Source organism: Mesorhizobium sp. RCAM 06353 (genome assembly GCF_059683585.1).
The window spans coordinates 459,804-474,576 of sequence record NZ_JCASIY010000002.1; the positions used below are offsets into that span (position 1 = coordinate 459,804).

Below are 14,773 nucleotides of genomic sequence, written 5' to 3' on the forward strand. Positions count from 1 at the left end.
AACGCGCGCAACCTCGGAGGTAACGGCAATGGCAAGAAGAGCGCTCATCCTGGTTGAAGGTCATTCAAGGGGTAATGGTCTGCGATACGTCCAAGCGGCCCGGCGTCTTGGCCTTCATCCAATTACTCTGGCGACTGATCCATCTCAGTACGACTATCTTGAGGCGGAAAGAAGTCAGGCAATCCGTGTCGATTCCGACGATCTCGATGCGCTGCTTCGTGAATGTTCTCGGCTGCGTTCAACCTATGACATTGCTGGCATTACCGGCTTTGCGGGCGTGGATGAGTCGGTCTATGCGACAGTTGGCAAGCTCTGCCAGTACTTCGATCTGCCGGGACCAAACCCCGCATCGATTGAACGATGCTGCGACAAATTCACCCAACGTAAGCTCCTTGCGAAGGCCGGCGTTCCAATGCCTGCTTATCGTTTGGCCGCGAATGCGGCGGAGGTCGAAAGCTCTGCAGCGGATATCGGCCTGCCGGTGGTTCTTAAGCCAGCCCTAGGCAGCGGCAGCAGCGGTGTCCGATTGTGCCGTAATGCCGACGAGTTGGCCGAACATACGACCTATCTATTGGGCGGGAAGCACATATGGCTGTCTTCGCCGAGGATACTGGTCGAAGAATTCGCACAGGGCCCCCATTATGGCGCCTATATAATGGGAAATGAGGTCATTGGGATTGGCGCCGCTGACTTCGGCCCGCCACCGCATTTCGTTTATCGTGAGTTCACCTTTCCGGCCCTACTAACTGATGAAGAGCACGAGCGTATCACCAATGTCTCGCTAAGCTGTTTGCAAGCCCTCGGCCTTGGTTGGGGGCCAACGAATATTGAACTCCGATGGACCAAGCGTGGTCCAGTCGTCATCGAAGTCAATCCGCGTCCTGCTGGCGTGCCCGATCCTCAACTTTATCAGGCGGCTTACGGTGTCGATCTCATCTCCGAGCACATCAAGCTTGTCATCGGCGAGGAGCGGGATTTGCGCAGAAGGCATTCGCACATTGCAGCCGCGCGGATCCTAGTTCCTGACCGCGATGGCATGCTCGATTGGATAGACGGCGGCAGTCGGGCTGCTGCTATTCCAGGTGTCGCCGATGTCAAAGTCTATGTTGAACCCCAGACGCCGATCGTCAAGCATGGCGATCACCGAGACTGGATCGGACACGTCATCGCCGCTTCACCCAGCCGTGCTCAGACCGAGGCGATACTTCAACGCGCCGTCGACTTAATCGGCTGGTCGATCACACCATTTCCGACCCTGGGGGAATAGGATCAATCTGCGCCCGCCCCGCAGGTACCGCCACGTTAGAGCCGATCGTCGCTGAACATTGGTGCAACTGCGAGCAGGAGAGAGACGCGAGTATTTCCTTGGTGCCGTCGGGCATGATGCCAAGCGGGATGTACACAGCCTTGTTGCGCACACCCCTTTTCCCTGATCTTGACCCGGATGGGGTCCCGAAGAAAACAAGCCCATGACAGGGCTCGAGCGGCCGGGTTTGCCACGCCGATCTCATCGATTAGCCGCTCAAGTGCCGGCTATCCGGCGTCGACCACCTGCTCATCGTCGCCGAAGGCGGCTTGCTCATATTTGCAAAGCCTTGCCCGCATGAGATTGTGGGTGAGACCGCGGCACATGTCTGAAGGGTCTCACCGACAGACTGGTCAATTCCATAGCCGATCTGCCCTCTCTTAGGGGGCACTCCAAAGCTTGGCGAAATTGCCGCGACTTTCTTTTTTGAAGCAGGATGGGACCTGGCCAACTGACGTAGGTCTGGGAACGAGCGAATATCGACATGCGCCTCGAAATCGGTAATTTTATATTTTTTTACTGCTCGCGTAATCTTTATCTTAACTTTAAATTAACTTTAATCGCTACCGGTATGTGATACAGCTTTGGCGACGCCGGCCTGCCGAAGACCGCGCGCAGAAGGAGCTTAGAACCGACAGCTTTGTGCACCTGTGACAAAGTGTGCGGAGCAGAGAGAGCTATGGAACCACCGCCGATGACTGCGAATTCTCAACATCGAGTCCTGGCAACCAGAGTGTCCAGCCAGTTGTCTTCGGTCCAGCCGAAGCATGCCCTGACGGGGCCGCGGCCCTGCGGGAGTGGCGCCAGTTCGCCGATCTTCGCCCGGCAATCCAGCGGATCGCGCTGGACACTCCCACGCCGAACGGCGCCGCCGCTTGCCGCGCCGACATGCCCTCGTCCGAAGCCTTCAAGACCCGCGACCGAAGATCCCCGCTCAATGCGCTTCCCATCGTGCACCTCCATCGAGGTGGATGTTGAATCAGCACAAAACGCACCCGTCACACCACAATTGATTCATCGATCACAGGACGTGCTCCAGAAAATGGCGCGAAAATCGTCTATCGAGCGATGGCGCATGGATTGCGATCTTGCTCCCCTAACGATGCAGCACCGTGCTCGGCGTGTCATAGCCGCTGCAACGACACCGTCGAAGCTTCATTTCGCCAGCCAGCACGCGACCATATGTTCCGCCCGGACTTCGATCGCCGGCGACCTCAGCTTCGCAGCGGCCGAATCCCGGCGGACAACTCTTATGAAATCGAGCCCCACAATTGCCGTCGCTTCGAGGGGCAATCCTGGTCAATTCGACCTGTCCAGCCTTACGGGCGCCTGTCAGTATCCGGTTCAATCTGAGCCGGCCCAGACACAGCATACATCCGGTATCCACATCATGCCCGAACCATGTTCCAAGTTACGCCTTGACGAAGAGCTGGCGCGGCATGGTTGAGAACACCTCGCAACCATTTTCGCTCATTCGAAATGTCTCGCTGATGATATAGCTCACTTCGTCAGACCACATTCCACCAATGAGGTGAAAGGTCATGTTCGGCTGGAGGACGGTCAGGTCACCCTGCCTCAGGCTGGCATTGTGCTCAGCCCAGTCGGGAGGCACGTCGATTCCGATGGAATAGCCAAGGCGGGATTCCTTGCTATAGCCGTGCTTACCGATGCTTTTTGCCCATGCTGCATTTACGCTCTCGCAAGTTTCGCCCGGCCTGGCTGCTTCGAGGGCCGCATTGAAACCTTCGTTTGTCACACTTGCCAGGTCAACGAGTTTATGCGGTGGTTTGCCGAGGTAGATCGAGCGTGATAAACCCACGGCGTAATCCTTGTAGACCGCACCCGATTCAACATTGATCGGCGTGTCCGTCTCATAGGGCTGGTCGGTGCAAGAGAGATGCGCGCAGGAAGTCCTCTTGCCGCTGGGCATCGTCGGCCAAATTGGTCGGTCGGCGCCGAATTGCGTGTTCCCCGAAAGCTGCGCTGACACTATCTTTGCACAAACATCACATTCGCGAATTCCAGAGGCCATGGCATCGATTCCGACTTCTAATGAGTGCTGGGCCAACACGCCAGCTCTGCGCATTCTTTCAATTTCGGCAGGCGACTTAATGATGCGAACCCAGGATACAAGGCCTGAGGCATCAACCCACTTTGCATTCGGCAAGCTAGCCTTGAGCCGTTCACAGTCGCGCGGCGCGAAATAATAGGCATCCATTTCGAGGCCAAGTCTTTTTCGGTGCCACCCCTTCGTGTGGATGAAGTCAGTCATAAAGTTCATCTCGTTAGGGGATGATTGTTCCGCCTGGAGATAGTGTTCTGGATAGCCAATTATGTGTTCGGGCTTTATGAACGCGGTAGCAATGACGCTAGACACATCCAACTGGCGCGTCACGATATACGGCTCCTTTTCATCCATCCCGAGAAAACCGAACTGGGGCACGTAAAACGATTGACCGTTGTAGCCTGTTAAGTATATCAAGTTTTTAGGGTCCGAAAGCAACAACACATCAATACCGGCGTCGCGCATACGCTGTTTTACTAAATCGATTCGGCTAAGATATTCGGATCGGTCAATTTCAAACATGTAATCCTCGTGTTATACCGGAAGAAGTTCTCTATGTAGCATGCTCTGTAGGCGCTTCTGCACCTGTTAACGTAGCAGACTTAGTCTAAGATTTACTGGCGTGCCGCCGTCTGTCAAATATTGTGTGTATATGCTAATCATCTGAAAACCAGATGCGCGCGAAGCTTGATTACGCCATAATCTGGTTGGCAATGAGTCCGAACGTGGCTGGCTCTCCACAAGATAATTGCTGCCAATCCTGCTTGGTTCCAAGTGAAGTTTTGTTAAACCTGATACGTGGAATTCCCTGCGGCGCCGGAAAGGTGTGACCCGAGACGAGACCGTTTGATGCCGGAATGCCAATCCTGTCGGACTTGCATTTCCCTGCGTCGCAGGGTCCCGCTGGGAAGCGGTGGACACGCACCAGGATCGAACCTCGTTGTGCACCAGCCAGGTCAACATATACGGCATGAGTTGGCTCAAGTGTAAGCGCGAATTTCTCCGCACCTTTTTCCATTGAGCGTGTTTTGGCATGAAGTGTCCACTTAACGGAGGTGGACACCAAGTGATTGAGGACGATGAACAGAAACGTAACCGCTGTTCTCAGGCCACGGCCTTGAGTGGCGCGGGGGCATAGGCCCAGGGCAGCAGGTCGTCGAGCTGGCTTTGCGGATGGCCTGCGACGATGCGGGTGATGACGTCGGCGAGGTAGGCGTACGGGTCGACGCCGTTGAGTTTCGCGGTTTCTACGAGCGAGGCGATGGTCGCCCAGTGCTCGCCACCGCCGTCGGAACCGGCGAAGAGCGCATTCTTCCGATTGAGGGCGATTGGCCTGATCGAGCGTTCGACGACGTTGGAGTCGATCTCGACGCGGCCGTCGTCGAGGAAGCGACCAAGTCCGGCCCAACGCGAGAGCGGGTAGCGGATTGCTTCAGCGAGCTTGCTCTTCTGGCTGACCAGGGCGAGCTTCTCGCGCAGCCATGGCTGGAGGGTATCGATGATGGGGCGGCTTCTCTCCTGGCGCGCGGTGCGCCGCTCTTCGGGCGAGCGTCCCCGTATCTCGTTCTCGATCTTGTAGAGCTCGGCGATGCGCTGGAGCGCCTCCGTGGCGATCGGCGCGGGCCCGGACTGGGCCAGTTCGTAGAAGCGTCGACGGACATGCGCCCAGCAGAACGCCAGGCTCACGGCATTGCGCTCGGCCAACGCCCGGTATCCGGCGTAGCCGTCGACTTGCAGGATTCCGACGAAGCCCTGAAGGTGCCGCAGTGGCTGTTCGGCCTTGCGGTCGGGTGCATAGAGATAGGCGACGCCAGGTGGAGCGATCCCGCCCCAGGGGCGATCGTCGCGAGCATAAGCGAACAGCTGGCCCGTCTTGGTGCGGCCGCGCCCGGGATCGAGCACCGGCGCCGTGGTCTCGTCGGCGAAGAGCTTCCCGGAGGCCTTCAGCCGCTCGAACAACCGCTCGTGGATGGGGCGGAGCAGGAAAGCCGCCTTGCCGACCCAATCGGCAAGCGTCGAGCGATCCAGGTTCACGCCTTGGCGGGCGTAGATTTGCGCCTGGCGATACAGGGGAAGATGGTCGGCGTACTTGGAGACCAGCACATGGGCGACGGTCGCCTCAGTCGGGATGCCGCCCTCGACAAGCCGTGGCGGAGCCGGTGCCTGCACCACGACCTCCTCGCAGCTCCGGCAGGCGTATTTCGGTCGGCGCGTGACGATGACGCGGAATTGGGCCGGCACGATGTCGAGGCGCTCGGAGCGATCCTCGCCCATGACATGCAGCATTCCCTTGCAGCACGGGCAGATCTTGTCGGGAATGTCGATGATCTGCTCGATACGCGGCAGATGCGCGGGCAGTGATCCACGGTTGGCGCGGCGCTTCCTGGCGCGAGCCTCGCGCTTGGCAGTATCGGCGGTGTCCTCCGCGGCGAAGCCTTCAGCCTCGATCTGCTCGGCCTCTTCCAGGCCCAGCAGCAGCTGGTCGACCGGCAGGCTCTCTGCCCTGCGGCCGAAGCGGTGGCGCTGCAGTTCCTTGATGATCTGGCGCAGCCGCTCGTTCTCGGCGCGCTCCGCCGCGAGCATCGCCTGAAGCGCGATCGGATCGTTGGTCTGAGGCTCGGCCGGGTTGCTCACAAGGCCGATTCAATCATGCATTCCAATGCTTTGCGAGCGCCTCTAGCCTCCCATGGAATCAACTTGCCGCGACCGGCGCGCGCGTCTCGCGGGCGTCATGCACGCGCCGCCAATCCAACCCTTCCAGGAGCGCCTGCAATTGCGCCGCCGACAACCTCACCACGCCATCGGTGATGGCAGGCCAGCAGAACTTCCCGTCCTCCAGACGCTTCGCCAGCAGGCACACGCCGGTGCCGTCGAAGTACACCAGCTTGACCCGGTCGGCGCGCTTGGCCCTGAAGACGTAGACCGCGCCAGAGAACGGATCGGCGCCCATCGTCTCGCGCACCAGCGCCGCCAGGCCTTCGGCCCCCTTGCGGAAGTCCACCGGCTTCGTCGCGACCATCACCTTGACCACACCCGTCGGCCCGATCACGACGGCGCCTTCAGCGCACGGATCACCGCCGCCACCGTCCTGGCGTCGGCGCCACGACCGACCCGCATGGCGACGCCGTCAATCTCCAGCTCTATCACGCCGGTTTCTCGCGCGGCCTTCCGCTGCCGTGTCGATCTCGCGCGCTTCCCCGCCGGTTCGGGCTCCTGTGCCGCGACCACCGCTGGAACAAACAACGGCTCCGGTGCCGGCGCATTCGCCAACGGCACCCGCGCGGACCGGCGCCAGGCGAACAGCTGCTGCGGGGACAATGCATGTCGCCGAGCCACCGCGCTCACCGTCTCGCCAGCATCGTAGCTTTCCGCCACGATCCGCGCTTTCTCCTCCGGCAACCATTCGCGCCGCCGTCCAGAACCCGTGAATATCTCAAGCCGTCGAACCGGCTCCTCGTCCCTGGACTTAAGCGTAAGTTCTGAAATCGTCATGTGTCGAAGCCCTCAAAGGCCCCGAGCATCGTCGCTCACGACAACGCGCGAAAGGTGCCAACGGGACAGCGCTTACACAGAAACTGCTGGTGAGGCGGATTTTGCGCAACGGCCGCAGGCGGTACGACCCGGCGTCGAAAGAGCGGCTAGTTGCGGCCTGCCTTGAGCCTGGCGTGTCGGTATCGCGACTTGCGCTTGAATATGGGATCAATGCCAACCTTCTTCGGAAATGGATAAAGACGACCGAAGACGCCGGTGCTTTGCCGCCACCTGCACCGTCTGCGTTCATTCCAGTTCAAGTCACCGCTGCGGACCACGGCCTGCCTATGCAGAGCAATTCGGTGGACAGGCCTGCTGCGCGTGGTGAAGAGCGGCTGTCGAAGTCGGAAAGCATGGGCTCATCGCCACTCGCAGCCAAGGTGAGCGCGTCTTTGCCGAACGGCGTGAAGCTGGTGCTGGAATGCGGTGATGTAGACGCGTTGACGGCGATCATTGGAGCTCTGGGCCATGTTCAGACTGGGCGCTGATCTCAACGTCTACCTGCGCCGCGAGCCGATCGATTTTAGGGCCGGCATCAACAGCCTTGCGGTCCTGGTTCAGGAGGTGATGGAGCTTGACCCATTTGCGCCTGCGGTCTTTGCATTTTGCAATCGCCGCCGCGACCGGATGAAACTCTTGTTCTTCGACCGGTCCGGCTTCGTGCTGGTTCTGAAGCGGCTGACCGAAGACAGGTTCCGATGGCCACGCCGGGAGACGGCGGTGGTTACGCTGATAACCGAGCAGCTCCATTGGATTCTCGACGGCATCGACATCGATGCAATGGTGCGCCCGGCTCAACGACAAACCGCGCGGCCGACGTCCCGACATCTTTAAGGACCATTGGGAAGAGATGGCACGGTGCCTTGAAGAGCGTCCGGATCAGACCGCACTTGAACTTCTCGTCGAGTTCCAGGTCCGTTATCCCGGACGATACAGCTTGCGCCAGCTTCACACGTTGCAGAAGCGAGTAAGGGCGTGGCGACAACAAGCCGTGCAGCGGCTCTTCGGCGAGGTCAGCAGCCTAGCGCCATACCTCGCTTCAGATTCCACACGTCTGGCGAGCGGGTAACATTCTTGGTGAGGCAGCCGGTAACAAAATTAGGTGAGGCAACACGCTGTCAATACCGGGTGAAATTTCCCCAAAAGTGCCGAAGTAAAATTCCCCAATTATGCCGTCTCGGACGGCATGGAGAAATGGGTATTTTTCAGCGGCCGACCGCGCTGCCGCGATGGTGGAGCGAAGGACGGTGGAGTAATCAGGGCTTTCGAACGGACGTGTTCAGGCATCAATTCGGCATGCTGGCGCAGCCTGTATGCGTATTTCAGTCGATCGTGAGCACGCATTTCACGGGATCGTGAGCAGCGATTTCAGACGATCGTGAGCGGCCTCCTCGAAGGTTGTGGACGCTTCGGCCGACATCTCAACCGGGCTACAGGTTGCCTCGTCAATGCAACGAGGAAGCCTGATGCCAACCCAGAGATTGTCGATGCGCCGGATCAGAGAAGTTTTACGTCTAAGGCATGTCCAGGGCCTGACCGAACGCGTCATCGCGCGCACGCTCGGGGTGAGCAATGGCGTCGTGCATGGTTACCTGCGGCGTGCCCGTCTTGCGGGGCTGAGCTGGCCGCTGCCTGAAGGGATGGATGACGAAGGCCTTGAGCTGCTTCTCTTTCCGGCACCGAAGGCGGCGTCGCAAAGCCCTCGGCGGTCCGTTCCCGACTGGAACTATGTGGAGAAGGAGTTGCGCCGCCGCAGCGTCACGCGGGTGCTGCTGTGGGAAGAGTATCGTGCCGCCAATCCAGACGGCTTTGGCTATACCTGGTTTTGCACGACCTTCGAGGCCTGGAAAGGGCGCGCGCGCCCGACGATGCGCCAGACGCACCTGGGCGGCGAGAAGGTGTTCGTCGATTTCGCTGGCGATACCATCGACATCTTCGACCCCATCACCGGCGAAGCGCGTCCCATGAAGCTGTTCGTCGCAGCGATGGGCGCCTCGAACTATACCTACGCCGAGGCGTGCCCGAGCGAGACCCTGCCCGACTGGATCGGCCTTCACAACAACCTGTTCCGGTTTCTAGATGGCGTGCCGAAGTTCGTGGTCTGCGATAATCTCAGGGCTGCCGTCACCAACCCCGACCGCTACGACCCCGGTCTCAACCGGACCTATGCGGAGATGGCGAGCCATTACGGCACCGCAGTTCTCGCAGCCAGGCCGAGACGCCCGAAGGATAAGGGCTTAGGCTCATACTGCACCTCGTCAGCTATGTGATGAAGAAGTTACGGGATCGACCTGGTAAACAAGTTTGTGAGCAAACTTCGCCGGCAGGTCCTGCTGCGGGATCTCGTAGAGGAAGTCGCCCCGATCGTTGACCGGGTGGGCACGCAGCAGGCCCCGCCGACGCCAGAGATGCACGGTGGAGATCACGACACCGTAGCGGGTCGCGACGTCCTCAGGGGTCAGCAGGCCCTGCGCGAGCAGGCGCGTACGCCGATCGGTAAGCTGATAGATATGGCGAAGCCGCCCTATACGTGCAGCGGTCCACGGGGTCGTCACCACTGTGCGCACCCCGCGCTCGTTGAGGAGGTCGGCGATCTCTTTGTCGGTATAGGTGTCGATGAGTCGATCGATCTCCTGCACCACGGCGGCATCCGTCGTACGCAACACGACGCACGACTTCGGCAGCGGCAGATCGAGCGATCGAGTCGCGCCGCCGACGAAATGGATATCGACATGCACCGTGTCCCCCTTGGTGAGGGTCACGTCATCCATCAACAAGCGCAGCATGCGCTTCTTGTCCTTCATCTTCGTGCGCGGATCCCGCCAGAGGCGTGGGAAGTCGCTGGCAAGGGCCATCAATTCCGCCCGCTCCGTATCGTTGACGACACTGACGTCAGCCGCTGCGGATTTGTCGTATGCTTCCTGCGCGGCGGCAATCGCCCGTAACTTGGCGTTCCAATCCGCTTCCAGCACGTCAGCGACCAGGCGGTTGTCTGGATCGACCTTGAGGAAGCGACGTTGGGCGAGTTCGGCTTCGTACTTGGCCCGCTCCACATGCTGCCGGCGGAGCCGGTCGGCCTCCTCCTGGCGGGTTGCGAGTTCCTGCTGCACGCCCAGCGCCACTTCGATCGAGAGCGGCGTCATCGCCTCGATGAGGATTTCTCCGATCGCCGCATCGAGCGCGCCTCCATGTATCGTTTGGCACAGACCAATCTCGCCTCGGTGCATTGGGCGACGGCCGCACCAGTAGCTCGGTATCTCGGCCTTGCGATGAGAGTGATAGCGCACCGACATCCGTTCTCCGCAGGCACCGCAGATCACGAGCCCCTGCAGCAGGGCCGGCCCCTCCCGGGCGGGACCATGGTGCCGCTCCGAACTCCAGGCGAGCGCGTTGCCCTTCACCCGCTCCAGGTTCGACAGGTAGTCTTCCCAGCTAATGTAGCCCGGATGTGTATCGCGCAATAGGATCCAATCCTCGCTCGGGACCTGCCGGGAGGAGTATTTGCCATTCGGCAAACGCCGGTTCTTGGTGCGGCCGAAGACGAAGGCGCCGGCATAGCGGGGGTTGTGGATGATCTGTCGCGCGCGACAATGCAGGAGTTCCGTCCAGACCAGCTCACCCTTGTGGGCGCCGCTTCTCAGGCGGCGCGGGAAGAGCAGATCCTTCGCGTGGAACTCCTTGACCACAGCCAAACAGGAGCCGGTGCGTCTGAAGGTATCGAAGAACAGTCGCACCGCCGCCTGCACTTGGGCGTCCGGATCCAGGATGACGCAATCGCGGCCGTCATGGACGAAGCCGACCGGGACTGTCCTTGCTGTCGTCACCGGATGCACCACATGGGCGAGGCCATTACCGAGCAGCTTCATATCGAGGTGAAGGCGAAGGTCCTGCAGAATGTGCGCTTCAAGTATGCCTGCCGCCATTGCGACCGCACCGGCATCAATACGCCGGTCGTGATCGCGCCGATGCCCGCGCAGCCCTTGCCGGGCAGCATCGCCACGGCCTCGACACTGGCATTTGCTCTTGTTCACAAGTACGTCGACGGCACGCCGCTCTACCGCTTGAGCCAGGCATTCGAGCGAGCCGGCGTGCCCGTCAGCCGCGGCGCTCTGGGGCATTGGGTGATCGGATCGAGCGAGAAGCATCTCTCCCGCATCTATGACGCAATGAAGCTGCGGCTCAGGTCTCAAGCACTCATCCATGGCGACGAGACCACCGTCCAGGTCCTGAAGGAAAAGGACAGGGAGGCCACCAGCACATCATTTATGTGGGCATACCGGAGCGGCGAAGAGAGTAACGAGCCAATCGTGCTGCTCGATTATCAACCGGGTCGCGGCCAGATTTATCCGCAGGCCTTCCTCGGCGATTACCGCGGCATACTGATGAGCGATGGCTATACCGCATGGCGCACGCTGGCAGGGGCCACCCATGTGGGATGCATGGCCCATTCCAGACGTCGCTTCGTCGATGTGCGTGTTTCAGAAATTCGCGGACACCCATTCCGCTAATTCGCGGACAGCGATTTCAGTAATTACGGGACAGTGATTCCGCTAGTTCCCGGACAGTTTTCGGTGCGGATGTAACGGTCGGTTCTCGGGAGCGCCGTTCTGGCATTTTGCCCTCTCATCATCGGGTTGAGAGGGGCCATGCCAAGACGGAAGCAAGCGAGACGAACGACAGTGAAAGACCTACGATCAATCCTGCGCCTGACGCATGAGCAGGGCCTCTCGGTGCGTGCGGTGTCGGAACGGCTGAAGATCAGCAAGACTTCGGTTTCGACCTATCTGTTGCGGGCCCGTGAGGCTGGCATCTCGGACTGGCCGCTGCCGCCGGGCTATGACAATGACGCATTGCTTGAGCGGCTTCTGTTTCGCCGGGTTGGCCGTCCGCCGCAGGATCTGGACGAGCCCGATTGGGCGATGATCTCGCGCGAGCTGAAGCGCAAGGGCGTGACGCTGACGTTGTTGTGGCAGGAATACCGCGCGGCGCACCCCGATGGTTATGGCTACACATGGTTTTGCGACCGGTTCGGCGCTTTCCAGCGCCGGTCGAGCGCGACGTTCCGCAACCGCCACGAAGCGGGCGCGGTGATGCAGACCGACTATGCGGGCCACACCGTGCCCGTCGTTGATCCCGATACTGGCGTCATCTGCCAGGCTCAGATCTTCGTTGCGGTGCTGGGCGCGTCGTCCTTCACCTTCGCCCATGCCAGCTTCAGCCAGAAGCTGCCGGATTGGATCGAGGGCCAGTGCCGGGCACTCACCTTCTTCGGCGGGGTAACTAAGGCGATCGTCTGCGACAATCTGAAGGCCGGCGTCGCCAAGGCGCTGTGGTTCGAGCCGACGCTCAACCAGACCTTCGCCGCCATGGCCGAACATTACGACACGACGATCCTGCCGACCCGCAGCCGCAAGCCGCGCGACAAGGGCAAGGTGGAGGGCGCGGTGCTGATCGTCGAGCGCTGGGTCCTGGCCCGGCTGCGCAACCGGCGCTTCTTCAGTCTCGGCGATCTCAACGCCGCAATCGTGGTGTTGCTGGAGGATCTGAACAATCGCCCCATGCGCCATGTCGGCAAAAGCCGCCGGGAGCTGTTCGAGGAGATCGAACAACGGCCCTGTCGCCATTGCCGCCGGCGCCGTTCGAATATGCGGAGTGGAAATCGGCGAAGGTGCATCCCGATTACCATGTCGAGATCGACAGGACCTTCTACTCGGTGCCGCACGCGCTGATCGGGCGGCGCGTGGATGTGCGTCTCACCCACCGCGTGGTCGAGCTCTTCCATGATCACAAGCGCGTCGCCAGCCATGTCCGCCGCTCGCAGCGCTGCGGCCATGTCACCGTCAACGAGCACATGCCCAAGGCGCACCAGCGCTATGCCAACACGACGCCGGCGAACCTGATCCGGCAGGCAGCCGGGATCGGCGCCAACACCGCCATCCTGGTCGAGCGGATGATGCGCGACCGGCCCCATCCCGAGCAGGGATACCGCTCCGCGTTTGGCATCCTCTCGCTGGCCCGTCGCTACGAGCGGGATCGGCTCGAGGCAGCCTGCGCGCGGGCACTGACCATCAATGCGATCACCTACTCCTCCGTCAACGCCATCCTCAAATCCGGCCTCGACCGCGTGCCGCCCGCGGCCGAGCCGGTCAAGCCCACGCCATCGCACACCAACATCCGCGGCGGCTCCTATTATCAATGAAGGAAAGGAAACCAACCATGCTGACACATCCAACCCTCGACCAGATGCAGGCTCTCGGCCTTGGCGGAATGGCCGCCGCCTATCGGGACCTGGCCGACCAGAGCAACGCCGACGATCTCGGTCGCGAAGAGTGGCTTGGCCTGATGCTCGATCGTGAAGCCGCCATGCGTGCCGACAAGCGTCTGACCAACCGTCTCGCCGTTGCCAGACTACGCTTTGTCGACGCCTGCATCGAGAACATCGACTTCGCCGCGCATCGCGGGCTCGACCGGCGCAATACGCTGTCGCTGGCCCACGGCGCCTGGCTGAAGGCGCATGAAAACCTCATCATCACCGGGCAGACCGGCACCGGAAAGACCTGGCTGGCCTGCGCCTTCGGACGTCAGGCCGCCCGGCTCGACCATTCCGTGCTCTACCTGCGCATGCCGCGCCTGTTCGAAGATCTCGCCCTGGCGCGTCTCGACGGCCGCTTTCCCCGTCTCATCGACAAACTGGCTCGGGTGCAACTGCTCATCCTCGACGACTGGGGCACCCACAGCCTGACCGACCAGCAGCGTCTCGATCTGCTGGAAATCTTCGAGGAACGCTATCGCCGGAAATCGACGCTGATCACCGCGCAACTGCCAATCGCCCAGTGGCACGCCATGATCGGCGAGCCGACAATCGCCGACGCCATTCTCGACCGGATCATCCACAACGCCCATCGCGTCACCCTCGAAGGCGACAGCATGAGAAAGCAAAAAACACCGCCGCTCTTGACCGGCGCCGAAAACGGCGAAATCAATCGCAAATGAGCTCAACCAGGCAACCGAGGACCGACCCCATCCTGCTGTCCGCGACTTAGTGAAACTGCTGTCCGCGATTTAGCGGAACGACTGTCCCGTTTTTGCGAAATGCGCAGTCGATGCCCTCAAGGCAAGAAAGAAGGGGGGCGGTCCGCCGGAGCAGGCGCTCAAGTTCTTCGAGCAGCTCTACCGGGTTGAATGCCAAGCGCGGAACGAAAAGCCGGACAAGGGCGAAACACAAGCCGATTGCATTCGCCGCTTTCGCCAGCAACACAGCGTTCCCATCCTCAATGCTCTCAAGACATGGCTCGACGACATCGCGCCGAAGGTCTTGCCCGATAGCAAGATCGGCGACGCCGTGTCCTACACTCTGAACCAGTGGGAGTACCTGACGCGATACACAGAAGACGGCAGGATGCCGATCGACAACAACCTCCTCGAACGCGATATCAGAAAAATCCTGGCTGTTCAGCGATACCGTGGATGGAGCCAGGGCCAGCGCCGTCATATACAGCCTGATGCTGACCTGCCGCGCCTGTGGCGTCGAGCCCTTGGCCTACTTGCGCCACGTCCTCAGCGAATTGCCGCAGCGCGCCACAGACGCCGACATCACCGACCTGCTGCCCTTCAACTTCGCCAAAACCGCCGCTGCATGATCCGATGCAGCCGTCTGACAGCGACCCCGTCAAACGGGCCGCGTCAACGCGCATGGAAATGAGCGCTTACGCTCAAGTTGTGCCCGAGGTGGGTTGGCAAAAGTTCGAACCTCGAATTCGGTATGTGGATCTGTGGATCTGCAGCCACTCGGAATGCGGCCGCGCGGCCTGGAGATCCTCGAGGCCCACAAAAGATCAGTAAGCACCGTGATTGACCCGAGTCACAATATC

11 protein-coding genes and 6 pseudogenes are annotated in these 14,773 nt (G+C 60.7%); 9 read left to right on the forward strand and 8 right to left on the reverse strand.

The genetic code is table 11. The features are described 5' to 3' along the window. The first annotated feature begins 28 nt into the window (after window positions 1-28). Entirely contained in the window at window positions 29-1,267 is a 1,239-nt protein-coding gene (locus AC56QX_RS38440; RefSeq protein WP_497118524.1) for an ATP-grasp domain-containing protein, read from the forward strand. On the opposite strand, the gene AC56QX_RS38445 is transcribed toward AC56QX_RS38440, so the two are convergent. From AC56QX_RS38445 to tnpA (AC56QX_RS38470), 6 genes and pseudogenes are all read right to left on the reverse strand, one after another. Next, window positions 1,239-1,511, reverse strand: coding sequence for a transposase (locus tag AC56QX_RS38445; protein WP_497118525.1), 273 nt, complete (start codon window positions 1,509-1,511; stop codon window positions 1,239-1,241). The genes AC56QX_RS38440 and AC56QX_RS38445 overlap by 29 nt on opposite strands. Window positions 1,512-2,092: 581 nt before the next feature. Continuing rightward, window positions 2,093-2,256: pseudogene (locus tag AC56QX_RS38450) on the reverse strand (IS630 family transposase); the annotation flags it as partial. Window positions 2,257-2,717: 461 nt separating this feature from the next. Continuing rightward, a complete protein-coding gene (locus AC56QX_RS38455) occupies window positions 2,718-3,893 on the reverse strand; it encodes a M24 family metallopeptidase (protein ID WP_497118526.1) in 1,176 nt (391 codons plus the stop codon). 582 nt (window positions 3,894-4,475) lie between these two features. Continuing rightward, the gene (gene tnpC, locus AC56QX_RS38460; protein ID WP_095205361.1) at window positions 4,476-5,954 is read right to left on the reverse strand and encodes an IS66 family transposase; all 1,479 of its coding nucleotides are present in this window, start codon (window positions 5,952-5,954) and stop codon (window positions 4,476-4,478) included. Window positions 5,955-6,063: 109 nt separating this feature from the next. Beyond that, complete coding sequence (gene tnpB / locus AC56QX_RS38465) at window positions 6,064-6,390, reverse strand: IS66 family insertion sequence element accessory protein TnpB (protein WP_224690299.1); 327 nt, start codon at window positions 6,388-6,390, stop codon at window positions 6,064-6,066. Window positions 6,391-6,416: 26 nt separating this feature from the next. After that, window positions 6,417-6,863, reverse strand: a complete 447-nt coding sequence (gene tnpA, locus AC56QX_RS38470; RefSeq protein ID WP_095205360.1) for an IS66-like element accessory protein TnpA — start codon at window positions 6,861-6,863, stop codon at window positions 6,417-6,419. Between the two features lie 83 nt (window positions 6,864-6,946). Between tnpA (AC56QX_RS38470) and tnpA (AC56QX_RS38475) the strand changes: the two genes are divergently transcribed. Genes tnpA (AC56QX_RS38475) through AC56QX_RS38485 form a run of 3 tightly spaced genes read left to right on the forward strand, consistent with a single transcriptional unit; the run spans window position 6,947 to window position 7,971 of the window. Continuing rightward, entirely contained in the window at window positions 6,947-7,390 is a 444-nt protein-coding gene (tnpA, locus tag AC56QX_RS38475; RefSeq protein ID WP_497118883.1) for an IS66-like element accessory protein TnpA, read from the forward strand. Continuing rightward, window positions 7,356-7,736, forward strand: a complete 381-nt coding sequence (tnpB, locus tag AC56QX_RS38480; RefSeq protein WP_497118527.1) for an IS66 family insertion sequence element accessory protein TnpB — start codon at window positions 7,356-7,358, stop codon at window positions 7,734-7,736. Before tnpA (AC56QX_RS38475) ends, tnpB (AC56QX_RS38480) begins: the two co-directional genes overlap by 35 nt. Window positions 7,737-7,752: 16 nt before the next feature. Then, complete coding sequence (locus AC56QX_RS38485) at window positions 7,753-7,971, forward strand: hypothetical protein (RefSeq protein WP_497118528.1); 219 nt, start codon at window positions 7,753-7,755, stop codon at window positions 7,969-7,971. Between the two features lie 98 nt (window positions 7,972-8,069). On the opposite strand, the pseudogene AC56QX_RS38490 reads toward AC56QX_RS38485, so the two are convergent. Further along, window positions 8,070-8,219: pseudogene (locus AC56QX_RS38490) on the reverse strand (AAA family ATPase); the annotation flags it as partial. Window positions 8,220-8,368: 149 nt separating this feature from the next. Here AC56QX_RS38490 and istA (AC56QX_RS38495) point away from each other — a divergent pair. Next, window positions 8,369-9,136, forward strand: a pseudogene (istA, locus tag AC56QX_RS38495) (IS21 family transposase); the annotation flags it as partial. 24 nt (window positions 9,137-9,160) lie between these two features. Here the strand turns inward: istA (AC56QX_RS38495) and AC56QX_RS38500 are convergent. Continuing rightward, entirely contained in the window at window positions 9,161-10,825 is a 1,665-nt protein-coding gene (locus AC56QX_RS38500) for a recombinase family protein (protein ID WP_497118529.1), read from the reverse strand. Between AC56QX_RS38500 and tnpC (AC56QX_RS38505) the strand changes: the two are divergent. The 4 genes and pseudogenes from tnpC (AC56QX_RS38505) to AC56QX_RS38520 form a co-directional block, all read left to right on the forward strand. Next, window positions 10,706-11,395, forward strand: a pseudogene (tnpC, locus tag AC56QX_RS38505) (IS66 family transposase); the annotation flags it as partial. The gene AC56QX_RS38500 and the pseudogene tnpC (AC56QX_RS38505) overlap by 120 nt on opposite strands. A 153-nt stretch (window positions 11,396-11,548) precedes the next feature. Then, window positions 11,549-13,101, forward strand: a pseudogene (gene istA, locus AC56QX_RS38510) (IS21 family transposase). Between the two features lie 17 nt (window positions 13,102-13,118). Further along, on the forward strand, window positions 13,119-13,895 hold the full coding sequence (gene istB / locus AC56QX_RS38515; protein ID WP_497118202.1) for an IS21-like element helper ATPase IstB: 777 nt from the start codon (window positions 13,119-13,121) through the stop codon (window positions 13,893-13,895). Window positions 13,896-14,001: 106 nt separating this feature from the next. Next, window positions 14,002-14,542, forward strand: a pseudogene (locus AC56QX_RS38520) (IS66 family transposase); the annotation flags it as partial. Window positions 14,543-14,773 lie beyond the last annotated feature (231 nt).

What these genes read in the sequence shown, in the direction of transcription:
- AC56QX_RS38440 (WP_497118524.1), top strand. Translation starts at nt 29, where the DNA reads ATGGCAAGAAGAGCGCTCATCCTGGTTGAAGGTCATTCAAGGGGTAAT.
- AC56QX_RS38445 (WP_497118525.1), bottom strand. Translation starts at nt 1,511, where the DNA reads ATGAGATCGGCGTGGCAAACCCGGCCGCTCGAGCCCTGTCATGGGCTT.
- AC56QX_RS38455 (WP_497118526.1), bottom strand. Translation starts at nt 3,893, where the DNA reads ATGTTTGAAATTGACCGATCCGAATATCTTAGCCGAATCGATTTAGTA.
- tnpC (WP_095205361.1), bottom strand. Translation starts at nt 5,954, where the DNA reads ATGCTCGCGGCGGAGCGCGCCGAGAACGAGCGGCTGCGCCAGATCATC.
- tnpB (WP_224690299.1), bottom strand. Translation starts at nt 6,390, where the DNA reads ATGGTCGCGACGAAGCCGGTGGACTTCCGCAAGGGGGCCGAAGGCCTG.
- tnpA (WP_095205360.1), bottom strand. Translation starts at nt 6,863, where the DNA reads ATGACGATTTCAGAACTTACGCTTAAGTCCAGGGACGAGGAGCCGGTT.
- AC56QX_RS38485 (WP_497118528.1), top strand. Translation starts at nt 7,753, where the DNA reads ATGGCACGGTGCCTTGAAGAGCGTCCGGATCAGACCGCACTTGAACTT.
- AC56QX_RS38500 (WP_497118529.1), bottom strand. Translation starts at nt 10,825, where the DNA reads ATGGCGGCAGGCATACTTGAAGCGCACATTCTGCAGGACCTTCGCCTT.
- istB (WP_497118202.1), top strand. Translation starts at nt 13,119, where the DNA reads ATGCTGACACATCCAACCCTCGACCAGATGCAGGCTCTCGGCCTTGGC.